The sequence below is a fragment of the Streptomyces sp. NPDC096323 genome, from assembly GCF_040302845.1.
GTDB lineage: Bacteria > Actinomycetota > Actinomycetes > Streptomycetales > Streptomycetaceae > Streptomyces.
This window is the reverse complement of sequence record NZ_JBEOSI010000009.1, coordinates 303,360-321,791: the sequence shown is the minus strand read 5'-3', so window position 1 is coordinate 321,791 and position 18,432 is coordinate 303,360. Positions and strand designations below refer to the sequence as shown.

At 73.6% G+C, this 18,432-nt stretch carries 19 protein-coding genes; 12 read left to right on the top strand and 7 right to left on the bottom strand.

The window, feature by feature from the left end; all coding sequences use genetic code 11:
* Positions 1-77 precede the first annotated feature (77 nt).
* The 11 genes from hisI to lgt all read left to right on the top strand — a co-directional run bounded on the left by hisI (position 78) and on the right by lgt (position 9,042).
* A complete protein-coding gene (gene hisI, locus ABTX18_RS25800; protein WP_352125114.1) occupies positions 78-461 on the top strand; it encodes a phosphoribosyl-AMP cyclohydrolase in 384 nt (127 codons plus the stop codon).
* Positions 462-472: 11 nt separating this feature from the next.
* Positions 473-1,960 (top strand): anthranilate synthase component I, encoded by a 1,488-nt coding sequence (locus tag ABTX18_RS25795; protein WP_352125113.1) that lies wholly within the window; start codon positions 473-475, stop codon positions 1,958-1,960.
* Positions 1,961-2,010: 50 nt separating this feature from the next.
* Entirely contained in the window at positions 2,011-2,670 is a 660-nt protein-coding gene (locus tag ABTX18_RS25790) for a TIGR02234 family membrane protein (RefSeq protein ID WP_352125112.1), read from the top strand.
* Between the two features lie 131 nt (positions 2,671-2,801).
* Positions 2,802-3,050, top strand: a complete 249-nt coding sequence (locus ABTX18_RS25785) for an HGxxPAAW family protein (protein ID WP_352125208.1) — start codon at positions 2,802-2,804, stop codon at positions 3,048-3,050.
* Between the two features lie 80 nt (positions 3,051-3,130).
* A complete protein-coding gene (locus ABTX18_RS25780) occupies positions 3,131-3,688 on the top strand; it encodes a DUF2752 domain-containing protein (protein ID WP_352125111.1) in 558 nt (185 codons plus the stop codon).
* A gap of 124 nt (positions 3,689-3,812) precedes the next feature.
* Complete coding sequence (trpC, locus tag ABTX18_RS25775; RefSeq protein ID WP_352125110.1) at positions 3,813-4,622, top strand: indole-3-glycerol phosphate synthase TrpC; 810 nt, start codon at positions 3,813-3,815, stop codon at positions 4,620-4,622.
* A 47-nt stretch (positions 4,623-4,669) separates the two neighbouring features.
* A complete protein-coding gene (gene trpM / locus ABTX18_RS25770) occupies positions 4,670-4,846 on the top strand; it encodes a tryptophan biosynthesis modulator TrpM (RefSeq protein ID WP_352125207.1) in 177 nt (58 codons plus the stop codon).
* 141 nt (positions 4,847-4,987) lie between these two features.
* Positions 4,988-6,274 (top strand): tryptophan synthase subunit beta, encoded by a 1,287-nt coding sequence (gene trpB, locus ABTX18_RS25765; RefSeq protein WP_352125109.1) that lies wholly within the window; start codon positions 4,988-4,990, stop codon positions 6,272-6,274.
* Positions 6,271-7,083, top strand: a complete 813-nt coding sequence (trpA, locus tag ABTX18_RS25760) for a tryptophan synthase subunit alpha (protein WP_352125108.1) — start codon at positions 6,271-6,273, stop codon at positions 7,081-7,083. Before trpB ends, trpA begins: the two co-directional genes overlap by 4 nt.
* A 75-nt stretch (positions 7,084-7,158) precedes the next feature.
* Positions 7,159-7,986 carry a DsbA family protein gene (locus ABTX18_RS25755; protein WP_352125107.1) on the top strand — a complete coding sequence of 276 codons (828 nt, stop codon included), beginning with the start codon at positions 7,159-7,161 and terminating at the stop codon, positions 7,984-7,986.
* A gap of 99 nt (positions 7,987-8,085) precedes the next feature.
* Positions 8,086-9,042, top strand: a complete 957-nt coding sequence (gene lgt / locus ABTX18_RS25750; protein WP_352125106.1) for a prolipoprotein diacylglyceryl transferase — start codon at positions 8,086-8,088, stop codon at positions 9,040-9,042.
* Between the two features lie 253 nt (positions 9,043-9,295).
* On the opposite strand, the gene ABTX18_RS25745 is transcribed toward lgt, so the two are convergent.
* From ABTX18_RS25745 to ABTX18_RS25715, 7 genes are read right to left on the bottom strand one after another with little or no spacing between them, the layout of a single operon-like run.
* On the bottom strand, positions 9,296-10,108 hold the full coding sequence (locus ABTX18_RS25745) for an HpcH/HpaI aldolase/citrate lyase family protein (protein WP_352125105.1): 813 nt from the start codon (positions 10,106-10,108) through the stop codon (positions 9,296-9,298).
* A complete protein-coding gene (locus ABTX18_RS25740) occupies positions 10,105-11,304 on the bottom strand; it encodes a CaiB/BaiF CoA transferase family protein (protein WP_352125104.1) in 1,200 nt (399 codons plus the stop codon). Before ABTX18_RS25740 ends, ABTX18_RS25745 begins: the two co-directional genes overlap by 4 nt.
* Complete coding sequence (rbsK, locus tag ABTX18_RS25735; RefSeq protein ID WP_352125103.1) at positions 11,301-12,185, bottom strand: ribokinase; 885 nt, start codon at positions 12,183-12,185, stop codon at positions 11,301-11,303. The genes ABTX18_RS25740 and rbsK overlap by 4 nt, the downstream gene beginning before the upstream one ends.
* Entirely contained in the window at positions 12,182-13,564 is a 1,383-nt protein-coding gene (locus ABTX18_RS25730; RefSeq protein WP_352125102.1) for an ADP-ribosylglycohydrolase family protein, read from the bottom strand. Before ABTX18_RS25730 ends, rbsK begins: the two co-directional genes overlap by 4 nt.
* Positions 13,561-14,763 carry an ADP-ribosylglycohydrolase family protein gene (locus tag ABTX18_RS25725; RefSeq protein ID WP_352125101.1) on the bottom strand — a complete coding sequence of 401 codons (1,203 nt, stop codon included), beginning with the start codon at positions 14,761-14,763 and terminating at the stop codon, positions 13,561-13,563. The genes ABTX18_RS25730 and ABTX18_RS25725 overlap by 4 nt, the downstream gene beginning before the upstream one ends.
* Positions 14,690-16,021 (bottom strand): ADP-ribosylglycohydrolase family protein, encoded by a 1,332-nt coding sequence (locus tag ABTX18_RS25720; protein WP_352125100.1) that lies wholly within the window; start codon positions 16,019-16,021, stop codon positions 14,690-14,692. Before ABTX18_RS25720 ends, ABTX18_RS25725 begins: the two co-directional genes overlap by 74 nt.
* Positions 16,018-17,208, bottom strand: a complete 1,191-nt coding sequence (locus ABTX18_RS25715) for an ADP-ribosylglycohydrolase family protein (RefSeq protein ID WP_352125099.1) — start codon at positions 17,206-17,208, stop codon at positions 16,018-16,020. Before ABTX18_RS25715 ends, ABTX18_RS25720 begins: the two co-directional genes overlap by 4 nt.
* Positions 17,209-17,472: 264 nt before the next feature.
* Here ABTX18_RS25715 and ABTX18_RS25710 point away from each other — a divergent pair, with 264 nt between their 5' ends.
* Positions 17,473-18,207, top strand: coding sequence for a VIT1/CCC1 transporter family protein (locus tag ABTX18_RS25710; protein WP_352125098.1), 735 nt, complete (start codon positions 17,473-17,475; stop codon positions 18,205-18,207).
* The last annotated feature ends 225 nt before the right edge of the window (positions 18,208-18,432 follow it).

Sequence of the window (18,432 nt, the reverse complement as noted above, 5' to 3'; positions counted from 1 at the left end):
AGCGTACGACCGCCGCCCCCCGTCCGCCCAGTGGACGCACGCCCGGACGCGCTACCTGCCCACGGCACAATGGGCACATGACCAGCACGCCCACGCCCGGCACCCCCCGGCCCGCCAGCGACCTCGACCCCGCCATCGCCGCCCGCCTCAAGCGCGGCGCCGACGGGCTGGTCCCGGCCATCGCCCAGCAGTACGACACCGGCGAGGTGCTGATGCTCGGCTGGATGGACGACGAGGCGCTGCACCGCACCCTCACCACCGGCCGCTGCACCTACTGGTCGCGCAGCCGCCAGGAGTACTGGGTCAAGGGCGACACCTCCGGTCACATCCAGCAGGTCAAGTCCGTCGCCCTGGACTGCGACGCCGACACCGTCCTCGTCAAGGTCGACCAGACCGGCGCCGCCTGCCACACGGGCGACCGCACCTGTTTCGACGCCGACGTCCTTCCCCTCGGAAAGTAGGGTCTGCGGCCATGGACCTCGACACGTTCCGCAAGCTGGCCGTCGACCGGCGCGTCATCCCCGTCACCCGCCGGCTCCTCGCGGACGGCGACACCCCGGTCGGCCTCTACCGCAAGCTCGCGGCGGAACGCACCGGCACCTTCCTGCTGGAATCCGCGGAGAACGGCCGCACCTGGTCGCGGTACTCCTTCATCGGCGTACGGAGCGCCGCCACGCTCACCACCCGCGACGGCGAGGCCCACTGGCTCGGCACCCCGCCGGTCGGAGTGCCCGTCGACGGCGACCCGCTCCAGGCGCTGCGCGCGACCATCGAGACCCTGCACACCCCGCACGACCAGGAATCCGGCCTGCCGCCCTTCACCGGCGGAATGGTCGGCTACCTCGGCTACGACATCGTGCGCCGGCTGGAGAAGATCGCCGAGCACGGCGGCGACGACCTGAAGCTCCCCGAGCTGACGATGCTGCTCACCTCCGACCTCGCCGTCCTCGACCACTGGGACGGCAGCGTCCTGCTGATCGCCAACGCGATCAACCACAACGACCTGGCCACCGGCGTCGACGAGGCGTACACCGACGCCGTCGCCCGGCTCGACGCCATGGAGCAGGACCTGCGCCGCCCCGTCGAGAACGCCCCTGCCGCCCTGCCGCCCTCCGAGCTCCCGCCGTACACCGCCCTGTGGGGCGGCCCCGCCTACCAGGACGCCGTCGAGGACGTGAAGGAGCGCATCAGGGCGGGCGAGGCCTTCCAGGTCGTCCCCTCCCAGCGCTTCGAAACCCCCTGCACCGCCAGCGCCCTGGACGTCTACCGGGTGCTGCGCGCCACCAACCCCTCGCCGTACATGTACCTCTTCCGGTTCGAGGGCTTCGACGTCGCGGGCTCCAGCCCCGAGGCCCTCGTCAAGGTCGAGGACGGCCGCGCGATGCTCCACCCGATCGCCGGCACCCGCCACCGCGGCGCGACGCCGCAGGAGGACCAGGCGCTCGCCGACGAGCTCCTCGCCGACCCGAAGGAGCGGGCGGAGCACCTGATGCTCGTCGACCTCGGCCGCAACGACCTGGGACGGGTCTGCGAGCCCGGCAGCGTCGAGGTCGTCGACTTCATGTCGATCGAGCGGTACTCGCACGTGATGCACATCGTGTCCACCGTCACCGGCCGCGTCGCCGAAGGCCGCAGCGCCTTCGACGTCCTCACCGCGTGCTTCCCCGCCGGCACCCTCTCCGGCGCCCCGAAGCCGCGTGCCCTGCAGATCATCGAGGAGCTCGAACCCACCCGCCGCGGGCTGTACGGCGGCTGCGTCGGCTACCTCGACTTCGCGGGGGACTCCGACACCGCCATCGCGATCCGCACCGCGCTGCTGCGGGACGGCACGGCGTACGTCCAGGCAGGCGCCGGTGTCGTCGCCGACTCCGACCCGGTCGCCGAGGACACCGAATGCCGCAACAAGGCCGCCGCGGTGCTCCGCGCCGTCCACACCGCCAACCGGCTCGGCTCCCACTGAGACGACCGGCACACGGGGGGCGGTCGGCCCCCGCGGGGCCGTAAGGGATAGTGGAGTACGTGAGCGCCGTCCCCGTACCCCAGCCCCGTGCCGAAGCCGCCGCCGCGCCCGACAGCGCGGGAAGCCGCCGAAGCCTGGCGGCCGGCCTGCTCCTCGGGGCGGCCGGAGCCACCGTCGTCCTGCTCTCCTCCGGGCAGACCTGGGCCGGGGGCAAGGCCGCGGTCGGCGGCGGCACCCTGGCGCTGAGCGCCGAGGGGCAGGACGTCACCGGCCTCCCCGCGGCCCTCGCCATAGTCGGCCTGGCCGCCCTCGTCGCCGTCTTCGCCGTCCGGGGCGCCGGCCGGCTCGCCGTAGCCGGGCTGCTGGCCCTCAGCGGACTCGGTGCCGCCCTGAGCGCCTACCTCGGCGCCTCCGACAGCGCCGCACTCGACGAGAAGGCCGCCCGGTCGACCGGCGACACGTCCGCCACCATCGAGGCCCTCAGCCACACCGCCTGGCCCTACGTCACCGCGGCCGGCGGCCTGCTGATCCTGCTCGCAGGCCTCCTCGCCCTGCGCTACGGCAGCCGCTGGCCCACGATGTCCGGACGGTACGAACGCGACGGCACCCCGCGCCCCCGCAAAACCCGCGGCCCCGCCCCGGACCCCGACCGGCCCGAGGACCTGTGGAAGGCCCTGGACCGCGGCGAGGACCCGACGCGCGAGGCGTGACCCCCCAGCTCACGTCGCACCCGCGCGTACGGGACAATGGCCGTGAGGTCGCAGCACACCCGCACGCACAGCGGCACGGCTGCGGCACCCCCGAGCGATACCAACAGCGCAACACCAACGAGGAGCAACTCATGGCGGGCAGCAGCCACGGACACACCCCGGCCGCCTGGACCGGTGTCATCATCGCCTTCATCGGCTTCTGCATCGCGGGCGTCTTCATGGTCGCGGCCAATCCGCTCGGCTTCTGGGCCGGAATCGCCGTCGTTTTCATCGGCGGGATCGTGGGCTTCGCGATGAAGGCCGCCGGCCTCGGCATGCCGAAGGAGTCGGCGGAGCTGGCAGCGGCCAGGGACCGCGCCGGACAGGCGCAGATCTCCTGAATCCCTTCGCGGGACGTGACCACGCGAGGCGCAGCCCGGCCCGGGCTGCGCCTTTCCGTATCAGCGGCGACAATCACCGAGTGGACGCATCGCCTACCCCCGCCCCGCCGGCCCCGGGCCCGCAGCCGGTGACCGGCCGGCTGCCCGCGCCGGGCCCGCAGCCGGTGACCGGCCCGCCCGCGCCTGGCCCGCGGCCCGGCCACGGGCCCGCACCGGTCTTCCCGCCCGCCCCCGCTCCCGGTCCGTGGTGGCGGCGGATCGCCCGGCCGGCCGGCGTCCTGGCGGGCGTCGTCGCCGCCTTCGGCTACGTCGGCACCGTCGACCCCAACGAACCCGGGCACTACCCGGTCTGCCCGCTGCTCCGGCTCACCGGCCTCGCCTGCCCCGGCTGCGGCGGGCTGCGCAGCGCCCACGCCTTCGCACACGGTGACATCGCGGCGGCGTTCGGCTCCAATGCCGTCGCCGTCGTCGGGTACGCGCTCTTCGCCGTGTTCTGGGTGCTCTGGACGGTCCGCGCGGCCGCCGGGCGGCCCCTGCGGATCGCGCCGCGAGCGGTCCACTGGTGGGCGATCGGATCCGTGGTGCTGGTCTTCACCGTGATCCGGAACCTGCCGTTCGGGTCGGCGCTGGCGCCGTGAATGCCCAGGTAGTGGGACACCCGTCGGCCGGATGCGGGCCCTTCGGCCTCCTGCGGATACCATCGGAACGGTCAATCGTTTTCAGTTCCGTTCCCCGTCAACGTCCCGGAAGGGGGCCTCTCGCGTGAGTGTGCTCGACGAGATCATCGACGGCGTTCGCGCCGACCTCGCGGAGCGGCAGGCGCGCGTCAGCCTCGACGAGCTCAAGGAGCGCGCGGCGCGCGCTCCCCAGGCCAAGGACGGAGTCGCCGCCCTGCGCGGCGAGGGCGTGACCGTCATCTGCGAGGTCAAGCGCTCCAGCCCCTCCAAGGGAGCCCTGGCCGCCATCGCCGACCCGGCCGCGCTCGCCGCGGACTACGAGGCCGGCGGCGCGTCCGTCATCTCGGTCCTCACGGAGGAGCGCCGCTTCGGCGGATCGCTCGCCGACCTGGAGGCCGTGCGTGCCAAGGTCGACACCCCGATCCTGCGCAAGGACTTCATCGTCACCTCGTACCAGCTGTGGGAGGCGCGCGCCTACGGCGCCGACCTCGTCCTGCTGATCGTCGCAGCCCTCGACCAGGAGGCCCTCGTCTCCCTGATCGAGCGCGCCGAGTCCATCGGCCTGACGCCGCTGGTCGAGGTGCACGACGAGGAGGAGGCGGAGCGCGCGGTGGAGGCCGGCGCGAAGATCATCGGGATCAACGCGCGCAACCTCAAGGACCTCAAGGTCGACCGCTCCACCTTCGAGCGCGTCGCCCCCGAGATCCCCGACCACATCGTCAAGGTCGCCGAGTCCGGGGTCCGCGGCCCGCACGACCTCATCGCCTACGCCAACGCCGGCGCGGACTCCGTGCTGGTCGGCGAATCCCTGGTGACCGGCCGCGACCCGAAGGCGGCCGTCGCCGACCTGGTCGCCGCCGGCGCCCACCCGGCCCTCCGGCACGGACGGAGCTGACCGCACCCGTGACCGCCGACCGTTCCGCGCGCCGTCCCCGGGCGGGCCTGCGCCACGCCCGGGTCGCGGGCCGGAACCCGCACGCGCCGCTGGCCCGCGGCTGCCGCCCCCGCGGCTGCCGCGCCCCCGCGCGCCGCGTGCACGGCCGGCGGGTGCGGTACGTGATCGGGGACGAGCCCGGCCAGGTCAACGGCATGCGATGGCGCACGGGGTCCGCGCAGTAGAGCGAGCCCCGGCCGTCGCACTCCGCCCCATCCGGCGGAAATCGCACGACCGCACCGCCCGGCCGTCCACGGCCGCGGCGGCGCTCCGCTCACGGCGCATACGGTGAACCCACCCACTGCCATGCCGAGGAGCACGTCGAGATGTCGTCCGACTTCTTCATTCCGGACCCGGAGGGTCTGATTCCCAGCGCCGAGGGGTACTTCGGCGCGTACGGCGGAAAGTTCATCCCGGAGGCGCTCGTCGCCGCCGTGGACGAGGTCGCCGTCGAGTACGACAAGGCCAAGGCCGACCCCGCCTTCGCCGCCGAGCTCAACGCGCTCATGGTGAACTACACCGGCCGCCCCAGCGCCCTGACCGAGGTCGAGCGCTTCGCCGAGCACGCGGGCGGCGCCCGGGTCTTCCTCAAGCGCGAGGACCTCAACCACACCGGCTCGCACAAGATCAACAACGTGCTGGGCCAGGCGCTGCTCACCAAGCGCATGGGCAAGACCCGCGTCATCGCCGAGACCGGAGCCGGCCAGCACGGAGTCGCCACCGCGACCGCCTGCGCGCTCTTCGGCCTCGAATGCACCATCTACATGGGCGAGATCGACACCGAGCGGCAGGCGCTGAACGTGGCGCGCATGCGGATGCTCGGCGCCGAGGTCATCGCCGTGAAGTCCGGCTCCCGCACGCTCAAGGACGCCATCAACGAGGCGTTCCGCGACTGGGTCGCCAACGTGGACCGCACCCACTACCTCTTCGGTACGGTCGCGGGCCCGCACCCCTTCCCGGCGATGGTCCGCGACTTCCACCGCGTGATCGGCGTCGAGGCCAGGCGGCAGATCCTGGAGCGGACCGGCCGGCTGCCGGACGCCGCGGTCGCCTGCGTCGGCGGCGGCTCCAACGCCATCGGGCTCTTCCACGCCCTCATCCCGGACGCCGGCGTCCGCCTCATCGGCTGCGAACCCGCAGGGCACGGGGTGGAGACCGGCGAGCACGCGGCGACCCTGACCGCGGGCGAGCCCGGCATCCTGCACGGCTCACGCAGCTACGTCCTCCAGGACGACGAGGGCCAGATCACCGAGCCGTACTCCATCTCGGCCGGCCTGGACTACCCGGGCATCGGCCCGGAGCACGCGTATCTCAAGGACATCGGCCGCGGCGAGTACCGCGCGGTCACCGACGACGCGGCCATGCAGGCGCTGCGCCTGCTCTCCCGCACCGAGGGGATCATCCCGGCCATCGAGAGCGCCCACGCGCTGGCCGGCGCCCTGGAGGTCGGCAGGGAGCTCGGCAAGGACGGCCTGATCCTGGTCAACCTGTCCGGCCGCGGCGACAAGGACATGGAGACGGCGGCGCGCTACTTCGGGCTGTACGACGCGGACGCGGTCGTCGAGGCCGACGCGGACAGTGACCGGGCCGAGATCGAGGGGGACGTCAAGTGAGCGGCAACATCGAACTGCTGAACACCACGCTCGCCGCGGCCAAGGCCGAGAACCGGGCCGCGCTGATCGCGTATCTGCCCGCCGGCTTCCCGACCGTGGACGGTGCCATCGAGGCCGTCAAGGCCGTGGCCGCCGGAGGCGCCGACGTCGTCGAGGTGGGGCTGCCCCACAGCGACCCCGTGCTCGACGGCCCCGTGATCCAGACGGCCGACGACATCGCCCTGCGCGGTGGCGTGCGGATCGTCGACGTGATGCGTACGGTCCGCGAGGCCCACGAGGCGACCGGCATCCCGATCCTCGTCATGACGTACTGGAACCCGATCGACCGGTACGGCGTCGAGCGCTTCACCGCCGAACTCGCCGAGGCCGGCGGAGCCGGGTGCATCCTGCCCGACCTCCCCGTCCAGGAGTCCGCGCTGTGGCGCGAGCACGCCGCCAAGCACGGCCTCGCGACCGTCTTCGTCGTCGCGCCCAGCAGCAAGGACGAGCGCCTTGCCACCATCACGGAGGCCGGCTCCGGCTTCGTCTACGCCGCGTCCCTGATGGGTGTCACCGGCACCCGCGTCTCGGTCGGCGAGCAGGCCCAGGACCTGGTGCGGCGCACCCGCGCCACCACCGAGCTCCCGGTCTGCGTCGGCCTCGGCGTCTCGAACGCCGAGCAGGCCACCGAGGTCGCGGGCTTCGCCGACGGGGTCATCGTCGGCTCCGCCTTCGTCAAGCGGATGCTCGACGCCCCGGACGAGGCGGCCGGTCTCGCGGCCGTCCGTTCACTGGCGGCCGACCTGGCCGAAGGTGTTCGAAAGCGCTGACATCCGTGCTCACCCGAATGGGTGGACCTGGACCGGGGAGGCACGCGAGTGCCTCCCCGGTTCGTTGCTGCGGGTGTGAGCGAGAAGAACCCAGAGGGAAAAAGGGCCGCGCGAGACCGGCTGAACCAGCAGCGCGAGCTGGCGAGGGCGCGTGAGCGCCGCCGCCGCACGCTGATCGTCTCCGCGGCCGTGGTGGGAGTCCTCGGACTGGCCGCCGTCGTCGGCCTGATCGCGGCGAACACCGGCGGCAAGGGAGACAAGGACAAGGCGTCGGGCCCCGCCGTCGCACCGTCCGGCGCCACCGGAAAGGACAGCCTGACCATCCCGGTGGGAGCGGACGACGCCCCGTCCACGCTCACCATCTGGGAGGACTTCCGCTGCCCGGTCTGCGCCCAGTTCGAGACCGCCTTCCGGGACACGATCCACCGGATGGAGCAGGACGGGCAGCTCAAGGTCGACTACCACTTCGCCACGCTGATCGACGGCAACATGGGCGGCAGCGGCTCGCTGAAGGCGGCCAACGCGGCGGCCTGCGCCCAGGACGCCGGCAGGTTCCCCGCGTACCACGACGTCCTGTACAGCAACCAGCCGCAGGAGTCCGACGACGCCTTCGGCGACAACGGCAAGCTGATCGAGCTGTCCAAGAAGGTCGACGGGCTCGACACGCCGGCGTTCCGCAGCTGCGTGAACGACGGCGCGCACGACGCCTGGGTGCAGAAGTCCAACACCGCCTTCCAGAACGGCGGATTCCAGGGCACGCCGACGGCGCTGCTCAACGGCGAGTCGATCTTCCCCAAGAAGGGGGACGAGCCGATCACCGTGGCCAACCTGAAGAAGTGGGTCGCCGAAGCCAACAAGGGCAAGAAGCCGGGCATGGTGACACCCGCCCCCTCGGGCTCCTGAGAAGGGGGCAACCGGGGGAATCGGCGGCCCGCTCGTTACCCAGACGTTGCCGGGCGGGTTGCCGTACGTGCCGCCCGGCAGGGTAGCGTCGACCGTGCCATGAACCTTGCCTACATTCCCAGCCCGTCGACCGGCGTGATCGATCTCGGACCGATCCCGCTCCGCGGCTACGCGTTCTGCATCATCATCGGTGTCTTCGTCGCCGTCTGGTTCGGCAACAAGCGCTGGGTCGCCCGAGGCGGCAGAGCCGGCACTGTTGCCGACATCGCCGTCTGGGCCGTCCCCTTCGGCCTCGTCGGAGGCAGGCTCTACCACGTCATCACCGACTACCAGCTGTACTTCAGCGACGGTGAGAACTGGGTCGACGCCTTCAAGATCTGGCAGGGCGGCCTCGGTATCTGGGGTGCGATCGCGCTCGGCGCTGTCGGTGCCTGGATCGGCTGCCGCCGCCGCGGGATCCCGCTGCCCGCCTGGGCCGACGCCCTCGCGCCCGGCATCGCCCTGGCCCAGGCCTGCGGCCGCTGGGGCAACTGGTTCAACCAGGAGCTGTACGGCCGGCAGACCGACGTCCCGTGGGCGCTGAAGATCAGCGAGGGCCCCAACCGGGTCGCCGGCACCTACCACCCGACTTTCCTGTACGAGTCGCTGTGGTGCATCGGTGTGGCGCTCCTGGTGGTCTGGGCGGACCGCCGGTTCAAACTCGGCCACGGACGGGCGTTCGCGCTGTACGTCGCCGCGTACTGTGCGGGCCGCGCCTGGATCGAGTACATGCGCGTCGACGAGGCCCACCACATCCTGGGCCTGCGCCTGAACGTGTGGACCGCGCTGATCATGTTCGTACTGGCGGTGGCGTACATCGTGATCTCGGCGAAGGTACGGCCGGGGCGCGAGGAGATCGTCGAGCCTGAGGCGTCGAAGACGCCGGACGCGGTCGAGGCCGAGGACGCGGAGTCCGGCGAGGCGGAGCCGGTCGAGGCCGACGCCGACGCCGAGGCCGACGCCGACGCCGACGATGCGCCGAAGACGAGCGGTGAGGCGGAGACGGCCAAGGGCTGACGCCGCGCCGCGCACGCGACGACGAGGGGCCGCCGAGCGATTCGGCGGCCCCTCGCTCTGTGCACGCCCACCGGCGCGGGGTGGGTCCCGACGGGTTGCGGTGTCCTCAATCGCCGGACGGGCTGGGTTTGCTGCCGCCCACCGGCGCAGGGTGTCCTCAATCGCCGGACGGGCTTGATTTTTCTGCCGGCAGGGGGTCCCTGCGGGTGGTGGTGTCCTCAATCGCCGGACGGCTTGGGTTCCCGCGAACCGCTCACCGACCCCGCCCGGCCAGGGCCAGCGTGCGGTGGGCCTGGGCGACCACAGCCGCGTCGACGAAGCGGCCGTCCGGGAGGGCCAGCGCGCCCGCCTGGAGCCGGGCCGCCTCGACGATCTCCTGGGCCGCCTCGACCTCCTGCGGCGTCGGCCGGAACGCCCGCTCGATCACCGGGAGCTGCCGCGGATGGATCGCCGCCCGGCCCAGGAAGCCGAGCGCCCGCCCATGGGCGCAGGACGCCCACAGCCCGTCCAGGTCCCGGACGTCCGGGAAGACCGACTGGATGGGCGGGGCCAGCCCGGCCGCCCGGGCCGCGACCACCACCCGGCTGCGCGACCAGTCGAGCCCGGCATCGTCCCGTACCCCCAGATCCGCCCGGAGGTCCGCCTCCCCGAGGGCGAGGGATCGGACCTGCGGATGGGCACTGGCCACCGTGTACGCGTGCTCGATGCCGAGCGCCGACTCCAGCAGCGGACAGAGTGCGACACCCGGGGCCAGCGCCGCGATGTGGTGGACCGACGCCGCATGCGTGATCTTCGGCAGCCGCAGCCCGGCGAGGCCCGGCAGCCCGGCCAGGGCCAGGACGTCCGTCTCGTCGTTGACCCGGACATGGACCGGCGCCGCCGTGGGGGGAGCCGGTTCGCCGAGCAGTTCGACGGTCGCCGACCGCGCGTACTCCTTGCGGTCGGGGGCGACCGCGTCCTCCAGGTCGACGATCACCGCGTCCGCCCCCGCATCGCAGGCCTTGCGCACCACGTCGGGCCGGTCGCCGGGTACGTACAGCCAGGTCAACGGGGTCTCGACGGTCACAGGACACGCTCCGCCCGCAGAGCTTCGATCTCCGCGCCGCTCAGACCGAGGCCGGTCAGGATGTCCTCCGTGTCGGCCCCGTGCGGCCGCCCCGCCCAACGGATCGACCCCGGAGTCGCGGACAGCCGGAACAGGACGTTCTGCATCCGCAGCGGCCCCAGCTCCGGGTCGTCGACCTCCGTGACGGAGTCCAGGGCACGGTACTGCGGGTCCTCCATCACGTCACGGATGTCGTGGATGGGCGCGATGGCCGCCTCCGCCTTCTCGAACGCGGAGACCGCCTCCTCCCGGGTGCGCCGCCCGATCCAGTGGCCGACCGCCTCGTCGAGCTCGTCGCTGTGCTCGGCCCGCGTGGCGCCGGAGGCGAACCACGGCTCGTCGATCAGTTCCGCGCGCCCCACCAGGCGCATCACCCGTTCCGCGACGGACTGCGCCGAGGTGGAGACGGCCACCCAGTGCCCGTCCGAGGTGCGGTAGGTGTTGCGTGGGGCGTTGTTGCGCGAACGGTTGCCGGTGCGCGGCTGGACGTAGCCGAGCTGGTCGTACCAGAGCGGCTGCGGGCCGAGCACCATCAGGATCGGCTCGATGATCGCCATGTCCACGACCTGGCCCGCGCCCGTGCGGTCCCGGCCGGCCAGCGCGGCCATCACCGCGAACGACGTGGCGAGCGCCGCGATCGAGTCGGCGAGACCGAACGGCGGCAGCGTCGGCGGGCCGTCCGGCTCCCCGGTGATCGCCGCGAACCCGCTCATCGCCTCCGCGAGCGTGCCGAAGCCCGGCCGGTGCGCGTACGGACCGAACTGCCCGAAGCCCGTGACCCGTACCAGCACCAGCCGCGGATTGACGGCGTGCAGCTCCGCCGGCCCGAGCCCCCACCGCTCCAGCGTGCCCGGCCGGAAGTTCTCGATGATCACGTCGGTGTCGGCGGCGAGCCGCAACAGCAGGTCGCGGCCACCCGGGCACGAGAGATCGAGCGTGAGATTGCGCTTGTTGCGTCCGAGCACCTTCCACCACAGGCCGATGCCGTCCTTCGCCGGGCCATGCCCCCTCGACGGATCGGGCTTGCCCGGATGCTCCACCTTGATCACGTCGGCGCCGAAGTCGCCCAGCATGGTCGCGCACAGAGGGCCCGCGAACAGCGTGGCGAGATCGATGACCCGCAGCCCCGTCAGGGGCGCCGCTCCGGGGGCGCTCATGCGCCGTCGATCTCGGTGCGGTACGGCATGGAGACCGAGGCGCCGGGTTTCTGTACGCAGAGCGCGGCGGCCGACGAGGCCCAGGCGATGGCCTGCGGCACCGGACGCCCCTCGCCCAGCGCCACGGCGAGCGTGCCGACGAAGGTGTCCCCTGCACCGGTGGTGTCGACGGCGGTCACGTCGGGGGCGGGGAAGTGGACGGTCCGGCTGCCCCGCGCCGCGTACAGGCAGCCCTTCGAACCGAGCGTGATGACGACCGCCGGCACCTGGCTGAGCAGGATCTCGGCCGCCGCGTGCGGTTCGGTGTGGCCCGACAGTTCGGCCGCCTCGTGCTCGTTCGGGATCAGCAGGTCGACGCAGTCGAGGAGTTCGGCGGGCAGCGGCTGTACGGGGGAGGGGGTGAGGACCGTCCGCACGCCCTGGGCGTGACCGGCGCGGGCCCCTTCGAGCACGGCCGACAGCGGCAGTTCCAGCTGGAGCAGCAGCAGATCGGCGCCGGCGATGGCGGCGATCTCGCCCGGGCCGAGCGAGGTGACGGTGCCGTTGGCGCCGGGGATCACCACGATCGCGTTGGAGCCCTTGGCGTCCACCACGATGTGCGCGGTGCCGCTGGGCCCTTCGGCGGTGTGCAGGAGGTCGGTGTCGACGCCCGAGTGCTCCAGGTTCTCCCGCATCCGGACGCCGTACTCGTCGTCGCCCACCGCGCCGATCATCAGCACGTCGGCACCCGCACGGGCCGCGGCGACGGCCTGGTTGGCGCCCTTGCCGCCGGGAACGGTGCGGAACTCCCGCCCGGTGACGGTCTCCCCGCGCTCCGGGGCCCGGTCGACGTAGGCCACAAGATCCATATTGGTGCTGCCGAGCACCGCGACGTTGGTCATGGGCGGAGTGCCTCCTGGTGGGTGAGCCGGTGGGTCAGATCGGCGAGGGTGTCGAAGCCGACCGAGTCGAAACCGGTGACGGATGTGGCGAGCCGGTTCTTCAGCGGGGTGGTCCACCGGTCGGGCAGCGCGTCGGGCCGCCCGGCCAGCAGCCCGGCGAGCGAACCGGCGGTCGCCCCGTTGGAGTCGGTGTCCCAGCCGCCGGACACCGCACGGCAGATGGAGCCGGTGAAGTCACCGTCGGCATGGGTGAGGGCGGCGGCGAGCAGAGCCGCGTTGGGCAGCACATGCACCCAGTGATACCGGCCGTAGGCCGCGTGCAGCCGGTCGACGACGGAATCGAAACGGTTCTCCTCTCGGGCCGCGGTGACGCCGTCCCGGACCGCCCGGGCGAACCGTGAGCGCGGCGGAACCACGCGCAGGCCGGCCGCGAGGCACCCGTGCACATCGGTCTCGCCGCCGGCCGCCTCGGCGAGCGCGGCCGCGGTGAACATCGCGCCGTACACCCCGTTCCCGGTGTGCGTGAGGACCGCGTCGCGGTGGGCCTGCTCCGCCGCCGCTGCCGGATCGCCGGGATGGGTCCAGCCGTGCACATCGGCACGGATCTGCGCTCCGATCCACTCCCGGAACGGGTTGCGGTGGCGGGCGGTGTCCGGAGGTTCGACGCCGTCGAGCAGATTGCGGTACGCGACCCGCTCGGCGGTGAACGTCCGGCCCGCCGGGAGCTCGTCCAGCCAGAGCCTCGCGAGGTCGGCGGTGGTGAACGCGGGCCCGTGCCGCTGGAGCAACAGGAGGGTGAGCAGGGGGTGGTTGAGGTCGTCGTCCTCGGGCATCCCGTCGATGTTCTCGGCCAGCGAGGTGGCGGCGGAACGGCGGTTCCAGGGGTAGGTGGCGGCCAGCGCCGGGGGCAGGCCGCGGGCGGTGAACCAGGTGCTCAGCGGCCAGTTCCCGGTGGCGCGGGCCAGGGCGCGGATGCCCTCCAGCGGCAGCTTCTCGACCGGTTTGCCGAGCAGACACCCGGCGGCGCGGCCCAGCCAGGCCGCGTGCAGCCGCTCGCGCCCCACGGCGGACGGCTCCGTGCGGGGGGCCGGCCAGTGCGGGCAGGCGGCCCGCACCGCGTCGAGGCCGGTCGGTTCGTCGTCGGCCAGCGGCGACTCCATCAGGGCGAGTTCGTCGAGCAGACGCCCGGCGACCGCGCGCAGCCCGGGCGGGGCCCCGGGCTCCGAGGCGCCCGCGCGGTCCGGGGCGGGGGAGCCGCCGGCCTCGTACCACCGGCGCTCGATGTCCCGGACGTCCCGCCCGTCCTCGGACGCCTGCCGCAACTCGTGCCCCACGAGGTCCTCGGGCTGCACCCAGGTGGCCCGCACCGTCGCGGTCACGGCCGGCCCGCCAGCGCGGCGAAGGCGGCCTCGTGGCGCCGGCGGCGGGCCGTGTCGTGCGCGAACACCTCGCGGGCGACCTCGGCCAGGGTGCGGGCCGGGGCGTGCAGATCGAGCCGGCTGGCCTCGCCGACCGTCGTCGCCCAGTCGGCGGGGACCGCCCGCTCGCCGTGCAGCGCGCCCGCGATCGCGCCGCTCATCGTGGCGATCGAGTCGCAGTCGCGCCCGTAGTTGACCGACCCGAGGACCGCCTGCCGGTAGTCCCCGTCCGCGACCAGCAGCATCCCGAGGGCGATGGGGAGCTCCTCGATGGCGTGCAGCCGGGACGGGCGGCGGGCGCCGAGCGAGGGCGCGCGGTAGTCGGGTCCGACGGTGTCGAAGGGGGCGACCGCCTCCCGCAGCGGGGCGAGCGCGGACTCGAAGTCCCGGTGCCCGACGGCGGTTTCGCAGACCGCGTCGATGGCGGCCCTGGTGCCGTCCTTGGCCAGCGACAGACACGTCTCGACGACGCTCGCGGGCGTCGCCCCCGGGACGCAGGCAGCCGCGACGGCAGCCGCGAAGACTCCGGCCGCCTCCCTCCCGTACGACGACTGATGGGCGCCCGCGACATCCAGCGCCTCGGCGTACGCGGCCTGCGGATCGGCGGCGTTCACCAGACCGACCGGCGCCATGTACATCGCCGCCCCGCAGTTGACGATGTTGCCGGTGCCCGCCTCGCGCGGGTCGACATGCCCGTAGTGCAGCCGGGCGACGATCCACTTCTCCGCGAGGAAGATCCGCTGGAGCGGCAGCGCCTCGGCCTCCAGCTCCGGAATCCAGCGGGGGTTCGAGATCAGCTCCGGCACGAGGTGATCGGCCACCGCGTACGCGTCGAGATGGCCGCGCACCTTCCCGTACACCCGGACCAGCGCATGGGTCATCAAGGTGTCGTCGGTGACGTGCCCGTCGCCCTTGTGGTACGGAGCGATAGGGCGGGCGGTACGCCAGTCGTCGCCGTCCCACGGACCGACGACACCGGTGATCCGGCCGCCGTGCCGGGCCACGATCTGCTCGGGGGGCCGGCCCTCGACGGGACCGCCGAGCGCGTCGCCGACGGCCGCGCCGACGAGCGCGCCCGCGATCCGTTCATCGAGGGTGGGCCCCGCAGGCGTCGTGGGGGGTGCGGACCTCGTGGGCGCCAGGGGCGCTGTGGATGTCATGTCCGAATTGTCCACCCGAGGGCGCCGGTTCCGTGTCTGCGAGCAGCCCGGCGAGTTCGATCAGATCCGTGCCCGCGAAACGGGGCAGCGCGCACCCCGCCAGGGTGCGGCACGCCTCGCGCCAGCCGTCGGGCACGGAGGTGACCGAGCCCAGCGCCCCGGTGAGCGCGCCGGCCAGGGCGGGGGCCGAGTCGGCGACCCGGGACAGACAGGCCGCGGACGGCACGGCCTGCGCGATGTCACCGCGGGCCGCGGTGGCCAGGGCGAGGGCGACGGGGACCGTCTCGGCCGCGGCGATCCCGTAGCTGTAGACGTGGTCGACGATCTGATGCTCCAGCACCGGCACGAGGGCGAACGCGCCGGCCCGTTCGCCGGCGAAGTCGCGGGCGATCCGGACCGCGTGGGCGGCGTTGCGGGCGATCTCGGTGCCCTCGGGGAGCTGGGCCAGCGCGGCGTTCACCGCGGTGTCCACGTCGGCGCCGGCGAGGGCCTCGGCGACCGCGGCGGCCATCGCCCGCGCCCCGTGCACCCCGTCGCCGTCCTGGGTGTAACGCGCGTCGAACTCCGCGAGATCGGCCGCCGCCGCCGGATCGCCGGGGTGCACGACGGCCAGCACGGCGGCCCGCACGCACGCCGCGTCGTCGAAGTAGTGCGGGTTGTCGTGGCCGGTGGCGGGCGGGCGGAGACCGGCGGCGAGGTTGCCGAGCCCGGCCCGGACCGAGATCCGGGCCCGCAGCGGCAGGACCGCCGACTCGACCTCCGGCGCCCGGGCGGCCGCCGCGGCGACCTCGGCGGCCAGCGCGTTCCAGGCCGCGTCCACGGCCGCCCGCATCCGGCGCCCGGGTGTCAGGCCCTGCAGCGCGCCGGCGGCGGAGGTGAGGACGGTCCCGGCAGCGAACGCCGCCCATTCCGCGTCGTCGGACGGGCCGAGCCGCAGGGGTTCGGGCGGCTGGTTGAGCGCGATGGGGACCGGCAGCGTGGTCGTCGCGTTCTGCTCGGCGAAGGTGTCGAGCTCCCGGGTCAGGCGCCGGGTCCACTCCGGCATCCGGGCCGCCCGGTGCCGCGCCGCCGGCCACCCGGCGGCGTCCCCGGCCGCCAGCCCGAGCAGCAGCCCCTCGATCCGGGCCCGGCGCTCCGTGGCCGGCCGGGCGGCCGGGGGGCCGGCCTCGGTTCGTGGGGCCTCGCGCAGCCGCTCGTCGCCGGCACGTTCGCGTGCGTCCGGGTGCTCGGTCCGTGGGGTGTCCCTGGCCGTGGTCATCGCCCCGCCGCCGTTCCCGTGCCGCCCACCAGGGGCCCCGGTCCGGGCGACACCCCGCCCCGTTCCTCCGCCTCGTTCTCGTCCGGGGTCAGCAACTCCGCGATGTCCAGGACGTGGTAGCCCCGCATCGAGGGGAGACAGCTGCCGCGGACCGGGCCGATCGCGTCCGCCCAGATGCGCGGGATGGCGGACGCGCCGTGCAGCGCACCGGCCAGGGCGCCCGCCACCGCCGCCGTCGTGTCGGCGTCGCGCCCCATGTTGACCGCCATCAGCACCGCCGTACGGAAGTCGCCGCGCGCCGCCGCGAACGCGCCGAAGGCCAGGCCCACCGCCTCGGGCGCCAGGTCCGTCCACGGGTAGCCGCCGATGACGACGGCCGAGCGCACCGCCCGCTCCCTGGTGAGGCGGTCGGGATACGGGTGCTGCGCTGCGGTCACCGCCCGGCGCAGCGAGCGTGCCGTCCACGAGTCCATCGGTACGACGGAGAGGGCGGCGGCGATCACGGAGGTGACCCCGGCCCCCGTCATCGCGGCCGCCACCCCGGCCGCCACCGCCTGGCCGCCGTAGATGCCCTCGCCGTCATGGCTGACCCGCCCGTCCACCGCGACCAGCCTGGCCGCCTCGGCGGGCCGGCCCGCGGCGAAGACCCCGAAGGGCGCCGCCCGCATCGCCAGACCGTCGCTCCAGGCATGCCGGTGCTGGGCGGAGATGGGGGCGGCCAGTCCCCGGCGCAGGTTCTCCAGCGTGCCCCGCTCGCTGAAACCGGCGCCCCGGAACGGCCCTTCGTCCAGATCGGCGATCCACAGGTGCCAGGCGCGCTCGACATGGGTGACGGTGAGCGCGGAGCCGTGCCGGGCCAGCAGCAGCCCGGAGAAGATCGCGTATTCGGTGTCGTCCGTGCCCGCCGGGTCGTCGCTGACGAAGCCCTCGATACGGCCCCAGCGGCGGCGGATCTCGGAGGGCCGCATGTTCTCCGCCGGGGCGCCCAGCGCATCGCCGACCGCGAGGCCCAGCAGCGCACCGCCGGCCCGGTCGCCGACGCCGCCCCGCGGCGGCAGCGGACGTTCGGCCAGGGGCGGCAGCGGACGCCCGGCCGGGGGCGGACCCGCCGGGCCGGGAGCACCGCGAACCCCCGCCCGCGCGCCGTCCGTCCGCGCCCCTGCCGGATTTCCTGCGGTCAGCTCCATCGCGTCGACCCTTCGCTCGCAGCGAGCCAGTTCTCATGCCTGTGGGATCTGTGCCACGCGGAGCCAAGACAGAGGCCGATTATCACCACAAAAGGGCCACTCGGATGACGGCCTTCGGACAGGAAGGGAAGGCGTGCCTACGTGGTTACGGAGGGTGGTAAGTACGGCCTGCCTTGCTGGCGGGACCCCTTTTTCGTGCGTACTTTCGAGGGTGTCGAGCGGGGCGGGAGCGTGCGAAACGCGCTGCCGGAGAAGGGGAGAGCTGTGTCCATCATCGAGACCGACGCCGTACTGCACGAGGCGCACCGGGACAACCACACCCACCGTGACGTGAACGGCGGCTGGCTGCGCCCGGCGGTGTTCGGTGCCATGGACGGGCTCGTCTCGAACCTCGCCCTGATGAGCGGTGTCGCCGGCGGCGACGTCTCGCACCGCACCATCGTGATCACCGGCCTGGCCGGTCTGGCCGCGGGCGCCTTCTCCATGGCGGCCGGCGAATACACCTCGGTCGCCTCGCAGCGCGAGCTCGTCGAGGCCGAACTGGATGTCGAGCGCCGGGAGCTCCGTAAGCACCCCATGGACGAGGAGCGGGAGCTCGCCGAGCTCTACGAGTCCCGGGGAGTCGAGGCAGGGCTCGCCCGGGAGGTCGCCCGGCAGCTGTCGCGCGACCCCGAGCAGGCCCTGGAGATACACGCCCGCGAGGAGCTGGGCATCGACCCGGGCGACCTGCCCTCGCCGCTCGTCGCCGCCGTGTCCTCGTTCGGCGCCTTCGCGCTGGGCGCGCTGCTGCCCGTACTGCCGTACCTGCTCGGCGCGGACGCGATGTGGCCCGCTGTGCTGCTCGCCCTGGCCGGGCTCTTCGGCTGCGGCGCGGTGGTGGCCCGGGTGACGGCCCGCAGCTGGTGGTTCAGCGGGCTGCGGCAGCTGGTCCTCGGCGGCGCGGCGGCCGCGATCACCTACGGCCTGGGCTCCCTGTTCGGGGTCGCCGTCGGGGGCTGAGTCCCAGGGGCCTGCGGTACTGTCCACGGCCACGTACACCTCCGGTGTGCGTGGCCGTAACGTGTCCGCCACCTGTGTGACGTACGTCCTGATCACCGCCACTGGGCGGAACGGCCGAACGCGACGTAAAATGAGACTCTATGCAGGGCTACACATAAGTAGTCGTTACCCGGCGGTTTCGTTTCCTTTGCCGCTGGGCATGAGCCGTAGACACCGCAGGCAACG

Excerpts from the sequence above, each read along its gene's own strand:
- ABTX18_RS25725 (WP_352125101.1), bottom strand. The coding sequence starts at position 14,763 with ATGACATCCACAGCGCCCCTGGCGCCCACGAGGTCCGCACCCCCCACG.
- ABTX18_RS25720 (WP_352125100.1), bottom strand. The coding sequence starts at position 16,021 with ATGACCACGGCCAGGGACACCCCACGGACCGAGCACCCGGACGCACGC.
- ABTX18_RS25785 (WP_352125208.1), top strand. The coding sequence starts at position 2,802 with ATGGCGGGCAGCAGCCACGGACACACCCCGGCCGCCTGGACCGGTGTC.
- lgt (WP_352125106.1), top strand. The coding sequence starts at position 8,086 with ATGAACCTTGCCTACATTCCCAGCCCGTCGACCGGCGTGATCGATCTC.
- ABTX18_RS25795 (WP_352125113.1), top strand. The coding sequence starts at position 473 with ATGGACCTCGACACGTTCCGCAAGCTGGCCGTCGACCGGCGCGTCATC.
- ABTX18_RS25715 (WP_352125099.1), bottom strand. The coding sequence starts at position 17,208 with ATGGAGCTGACCGCAGGAAATCCGGCAGGGGCGCGGACGGACGGCGCG.
- hisI (WP_352125114.1), top strand. The coding sequence starts at position 78 with ATGACCAGCACGCCCACGCCCGGCACCCCCCGGCCCGCCAGCGACCTC.
- rbsK (WP_352125103.1), bottom strand. The coding sequence starts at position 12,185 with ATGACCAACGTCGCGGTGCTCGGCAGCACCAATATGGATCTTGTGGCC.
- trpB (WP_352125109.1), top strand. The coding sequence starts at position 4,988 with ATGTCGTCCGACTTCTTCATTCCGGACCCGGAGGGTCTGATTCCCAGC.
- ABTX18_RS25740 (WP_352125104.1), bottom strand. The coding sequence starts at position 11,304 with ATGAGCGCCCCCGGAGCGGCGCCCCTGACGGGGCTGCGGGTCATCGAT.